General features: G+C 40.4%; 7 protein-coding genes and 1 pseudogene. All 8 read left to right on the top strand.

Annotated features, from left to right (window positions below; translation table 11 throughout):
• Positions 1 to 475 (top strand): annotated as a pseudogene (locus CCU_RS13475) (aminotransferase); the annotation flags it as partial.
• 344 nt (positions 476 to 819) lie between these two features.
• Entirely contained in the window at positions 820 to 1272 is a 453-nt protein-coding gene (locus CCU_RS13470) for a 6-carboxytetrahydropterin synthase (RefSeq protein ID WP_208896302.1), read from the top strand.
• Between the two features lie 69 nt (positions 1273 to 1341).
• Positions 1342 to 2115, top strand: a complete 774-nt coding sequence (locus tag CCU_RS13465) for a Firmicu-CTERM sorting domain-containing protein (protein WP_015535029.1) — start codon at positions 1342 to 1344, stop codon at positions 2113 to 2115.
• Positions 2116 to 2162: 47 nt separating this feature from the next.
• On the top strand, positions 2163 to 2768 hold the full coding sequence (gene xrtG, locus CCU_RS13460; RefSeq protein ID WP_015535028.1) for an exosortase family protein XrtG: 606 nt from the start codon (positions 2163 to 2165) through the stop codon (positions 2766 to 2768).
• Positions 2740 to 4146, top strand: coding sequence for a TIGR03111 family XrtG-associated glycosyltransferase (locus CCU_RS13455; protein WP_022216359.1), 1407 nt, complete (start codon positions 2740 to 2742; stop codon positions 4144 to 4146). Before xrtG ends, CCU_RS13455 begins: the two co-directional genes overlap by 29 nt.
• Positions 4146 to 5252 carry a hypothetical protein gene (locus tag CCU_RS13450; protein ID WP_015535026.1) on the top strand — a complete coding sequence of 369 codons (1107 nt, stop codon included), beginning with the start codon at positions 4146 to 4148 and terminating at the stop codon, positions 5250 to 5252. The genes CCU_RS13455 and CCU_RS13450 overlap by 1 nt, the downstream gene beginning before the upstream one ends.
• 64 nt (positions 5253 to 5316) lie before the next feature.
• The gene (locus CCU_RS13445) at positions 5317 to 5766 is read left to right on the top strand and encodes a 6-carboxytetrahydropterin synthase (RefSeq protein ID WP_015535025.1); all 450 of its coding nucleotides are present in this window, start codon (positions 5317 to 5319) and stop codon (positions 5764 to 5766) included.
• The coding region (locus CCU_RS13440) for a hypothetical protein (protein WP_208896301.1) at positions 5763 to 5976 on the top strand (214 nt) is incomplete at its 3' end. The genes CCU_RS13445 and CCU_RS13440, both read left to right, overlap by 4 nt.

The raw sequence follows: 5976 nt of genomic DNA, 5'->3' as shown, positions 1-5976 counted from the left end.
GGCTACATCACATGCAAATCTTGAGGATGCCAAGAAGCATTACACAATACAGACCATAGGAAACGATAAGGTAAATCAGCTCAGACATGCAAGATACTTCAAGAACCTTGATGGACTCAAGGAGCATATGAAGAAGCATGCTGATTTCATGAGACCAAAGTTTGAAACAACTCTCAAAGTTCTTGAGGAGGAGCTTGATGGACTTGGAATTGGTTCATGGATCAAGCCTCTCGGCGGATATTTCATATCATTTGACGCTATGGAAGGCTGTGCAAAGGCTATAGTTGCCAAGTGCAAGGAGGCAGGAGTTATCCTCACAGGCGCAGGAGCAACATTCCCATACCACAACGATCCAAAGGACAGCAACATCAGAATCGCACCTTCATTCCCTACACCGGAGGAGATGCAGCAGGCAACAGAGATATTTGTTCTCTGTGTAAAGCTTGTAAGTGTTGAGAAACTGCTTGCGGCATAAATGACAATGTCAGAGCTATAATGTAGATAGGATTTATAGACAAATGTAAAAAGATCTCATTCATATGGATGGGATCTTTTTTTTGTGCGGCCATTCACATTATGACTATTTGACGGATTTTGTGATTATACAATCAATAACGATCAAATAGATAATAAAATATGAATAGCGCAATCGGTTGAAATGTCCTTGTTATACATAAAGTCACAATATGTTCATAAAATAGCCATAATTTTGGCGATTTTTCATCATTGATATATCACAATGATGTACTTATAATTTAGAGATGATAAGAATGAGTCTTATTAAGTTGAAATAGAAGTTTATGGTCGGGAGGGGTATGGTTGTTTAACTACTATATATACAGAACCTACTTTAATGCAAAACATAGTTTTAATGGCGACATAACGATGATACATGGACACTCATTTACAGTTGTCACTTATATAGGTATGAAGGATAGTAAAGAGGATATTCCCTTTTTTAAGTTGGAAGCAATCATCTCGTCATTTATAGATCAGTATAGGGGACGGTATCTTAATGAACTTCCTGAGTTTGAGGGATGTGGTAATACCCTTGAGACAATAGGCGACTACTTCTACGAGAAATTGCGAAAACAGTTTATGAAAAGTGGTATGGAGTTATACCAGCTTGATATATCTGAGAATCCGCTATGTGTGTATCAGGTATCTGACAGGATGCTGCTGCCGACCATGAACATGGATACAAGCAACAGAAATTATCAGAAGATATTTGATGATATATTGAAACTTGAGAGTATGACAGGACTTAGCTGATATAGATGAAATATATACATATATAAATTGAGCAATGAAAATATACTACAGAGATGAGGCGTGATGAGTATGAAGAAAAGAGAATCGTATAAGAAACATTTGAACAGAGGCGTTATGGCTGTTTCTTTCGCTGTTATTTTTATAGTTTTTTCTATTATGGGCGGCAGAATACAGGCATTTGCGGATGATGCAGTTGCAACCCAGACAGATGCGGCAAAGAGCAATTCAAGTGGACCTGTCACAACAGGGCTTGCCATAGATGGATATTACGGTGAATGGAGTCAGTATCCATCTGCTGATATAACATATAACAGCAACAATGGCTATTCGGTTCACAAGGGACAGATTGCGATAGATGGCGACAGGCTGTATGTGCATTTTTCCATGAATGACCTGTACACATCACAGATGCAGTTCCAGTTCTGGAACATTACAGTAGATGGTAAACAGTGTGTGCTCAATGTATTACCTGTGAATTCAGATGGTTCGATCAACTGGTCGGGACAGATGTATAATCTAGGTGAGGGAATATACAGGAATTTTGGTGTGTTCGCAGGTTACTATACAGATATAGATGGCGATGTGGCATTTACGGTTTATGATGCAGCACACACTGAGACGGGAAAGGGTGATGAGATAGAGTTTTCAATATCAATGAAGAAACTGGCTGATTATCTGGGTATAAACATTGATCAGGGGGCGACTATCACAGTGTCCAACCCTAATATCGGCGCGCAGGGCGTAACTATAACCGGAACTCCGACAGGTCCGTGGGCAGGGGCAGCTATGGCGATGGCACTTGCAACAGGCGGAGTGTTTGTGTGCAGAAGAAAGAAGAGGTAAACCCTCGTATAATAAAATTACTATGTGAAAAGGAGACAGAACACAGGATGAACATACTGTTGATCGTAACGTTTATTATATGGATATATGTGCTTACGGTTCTAAAACGTGGCAAACTCGAATTCTGGTATTTCATTGCAGGCAGTGTGGGTCTCTTTATATACATGCTTATACTGGTTGAGCCGGTCATTCTTGCCCCACTGCAAAAAGCAGTATCCGCAGTGGCAGGGATGTTTGGGGATATGACTGGAATATACGAGTCTTATTTCAACAAAAATGTAATATTTATATCCACAGGGGATACAAACCTTTCAATGTATATAGACTATGAGTGCTCAGGCATCATAGAGATACTGGCATTTTTGGCGCTCCTGTGGTTTTTTCCTTTGTATCACACATATGAGAAAAGCGTGCTCAGCGTAGTGGGAGGATTTGCGATATTTGTGTCAAATGTACTCAGGATATTTGTGATCTGCCTCATAATATATATGTTTGGAGAAAGTTCATACTTCATTGCCCATACGATAATAGGGCGTCTTGTGTTCTATGCATGCACGGTTGCACTATATTTCTTTGTATTTACAAAGTCGCAGATAATAAGACAGAAGGTTGGAGGTTTTAAGTTTGACGCACATAATGCAGATATTTCATAGTTCTATTATATTCTGGGCAGCCTGGGTCATCATACCTATAGTTATGGAGATCATTCCGACCATAGGCAACTTTGTGATACTGATAAAGAAAAAGATAGTGTCACATAAGGAGAAGGCAGTAAACTTTTCACCTGAGATAACCATGATAATACCGGTGTACAATCAAGAGCACAGTCTTAGACGGTGTATCAAGTCAATTAATGATTCAAGTTACCCAAATGATAAGATATATATACTTGTCGTCAACAACATGAGTACAGACAGAAGCTTTGAAGTGTTCTGCGAGTGTCAGGAGGAGTTTCCGGAACTTACCATGAACTGGGTAAATTCAAAGCAGGGCAAGTCTAAGGCACTGAACCTTGGGCTTTTCAACAGCTTTGGCAAATATGTGATCCATATAGACAGTGACGGTGTTCTGCAGAGGGATGCCATAAGAAATATGGTCGTAAAGTTTGAGAGAAACGCTGATATTGACTGTATGACGGGTACAATCATGACAAATCCTGAGATGATAGACGAGACAAAGGGATTCGGACTTCGCCTGCTCAGAAAACTTGAGTTTTTTGAGTATGCCCAGGCTTTTCTTGCCGGAAGAAACTTTCAGTCAGAATTCAACAACATATTTACACTTTCCGGTGCTTTTTCAGCGTTCAGACGTTCCACCATCATGAGAACCAATATGTACAATACGGATACAGTGTGCGAGGACACACACGTAACATTTCAGATAAGAGATGTGCTTGGTGAAAGTGTGGTTCTCTGCAGTGAGGCGATATTTTACGTTGATCCGATAGAAGACGTGAACAGATTGTATATCCAGAGGCAGAGATGGCAGCGTGGGGAGATAGAGGTTGTCCATATGTTCATGAAGAACAGAATGAATGTGGTCAGGGGATTTTTCTCGGATTTCATAGTTAGACTTGTCATGTTTGATCATACATTTGCATTTCCGCGAATGATATGGTACTTCGCACTAATATGTCTGGGATTTGTGAATTACCCATTTAGTCTTATCATACAGTCGGTCATCATTATGTACATGCTGTATGTTTTTACCACAGCACTTCTTTATATATGTATAAGCCTGTTTTTAAAGCCCTTTAAAAAGCTTAGAAGATACTATGTGCGAAAAATTTATCTGATATTTCTGCTGCCACTTTACAATTTTGTTGTATTCTGGTTCAGGTTTGCCGGAATAATAAATTCCATGAAGTCAAAGGGCAGCTGGAAGATGCAGACTTTTTCAGATGAAAGGGATACGGCAGTGGGCGTAGTAAGGAGCGATTTTCTGCGGTTTACACACGGACTAGATAAGGTACGCAGATTTGTCAACTATCCTGAGGATGAGCTGGCAGGTGCACATGAGGAGACCAGATGATGGACAGATCTACAGATAAAAATACAGAGAAGAGAAAAGAAAATAAAAAAACGTACAGGGGAAGACTGGTGGCAGCATTTGTAGTTGTTTTGGTCACCACTTTGCTTGAGATCATATATTATGGATACCATATCATGGACAACAGGGACAATGTTGTACATTCGTTTAAGAATGAACAGGACAGCACAGCGCAGATTATTGCAGATGGGCTGGCTGGGAAATCGGAGGATGCGATGATACATTTCATAAGACATTCTGTGCCGGTATCCGGAACTACGTGGGGATTCATTCTCAAAGATGGCAGAGTGCTGTATATGAAGGATGATGATACAACAAAGAATCTGGAGAATATATCATCTAAGGCGGAATTTGAACTCTATATGGAAGATTTGGGCGGAATAGTCAGTGAGGCGTCTGTGTCTGGAACAGAGTATGTGTGTGGTGTATTTACAGACAAAGATTATGTTCTTGAGGAGTATGGAACCTCAAATATGGAATTCTACATTGTGACAGCCGTTATAGCTACGATACTGGTGTTTGGATGTATATTAATTGAATTTGCAGGGAGGATTGGACATGAGGGAAGAAAAGTTATTGCGCTGCAGTCCAATCTTACAGAGCGGAATGAAAAGTTTGATGAGTATGAAAGACTGACAGACCAGTACGAGGAAGAACTCAGAAACAGGGATTTCGATAAGACGGAGATAAAGAGGGAAGGTTACTATGATTTGGAGATAGTTGACACGCTGTTGTCGAAATCTTCGGATACTGAACTTTTTCCGATCACTTTTATGTTCATTCGCGTCAGGATGGGAGACAGGTATTTCTCACGGGATGCCATTTTCAGGATCATGGACTTTATAAAGGGTTCCATGGGAAAAAATCATGTTACAGCGGAACTTTCAAAGGGATATTTCGTGGTGATCATGTACAAGACGGATCTTGCAGCAGCTGAAAAGACGAGAGAGGAAATGCTGTCCAAATGGGAGGCGTTTTCTAAAGGAGCGGAGCTGGAGACTGTACTCAGAGAAGTTGTATCCACGGAAAATCCAAGAAATACATTTTACCATGAGAAGGACAGATTGCTGGACCTTGCGAACTGGTAAGGCGGCTGCAGATGAGAACAAATTCAAATGATGTTGAGTTCAAATGTTTTGAGAGGTGAATTATATGAGGTTCAGACAGTATAAATTCAAATTCTATCTGAATGCCAGACATGGCATATACAAAAATGGAGTCATGGGAGAAATACATCCCCACACATGGGAGATTGTGATAAATGTTGTCAAGGGACGTGATGAGACTGTCAAGTTTCACCATCTTGAACACAGGGTTGAGGAGTTTTTAAGTGCATACCAGGACAAGACGTTAAACGATGTTCCGCCGTTTGATATGATCAATCCGACACTTGAGAATATATGTGAGTATTTCAAGGAAGAACTAACGAAGATATTGAACAGAAACGGTTGGATATTTCTCATGATGGAGATCAGCGAGTCCCCATCGATGTCGTATGTGGTAAGTCTTATCGACGATAGTTACACGGAGGAGATGCAGACGATAAACTCCATAACTGACAGGATACTCAAAGATATAAAGGAAAATGACGAGACCAAATGACAGAAAAGGATAAACTCAGCAGGAGAAAACTTAATATTTATTTCGCTCTTGGTGTGGTTGTCCTTGCCGCACTGGCAGCGGTTGGAGTCATACACTTTAAGAACGTAGTGACTGAACCATCGGGAAATGATGTATGGGGGCATATGTACAAGTCGGAGTATCTCTATAAGGCACTGAAACGTGGACAGATATATCCTCTGTATGACGAGA

It is taken from the genome of Coprococcus sp. ART55/1, assembly GCF_000210595.1.
Classification (GTDB): domain Bacteria; phylum Bacillota; class Clostridia; order Lachnospirales; family Lachnospiraceae; genus Coprococcus; species Coprococcus aceti.
This window is presented reverse-complemented; position numbering and strand designations above follow the sequence as displayed.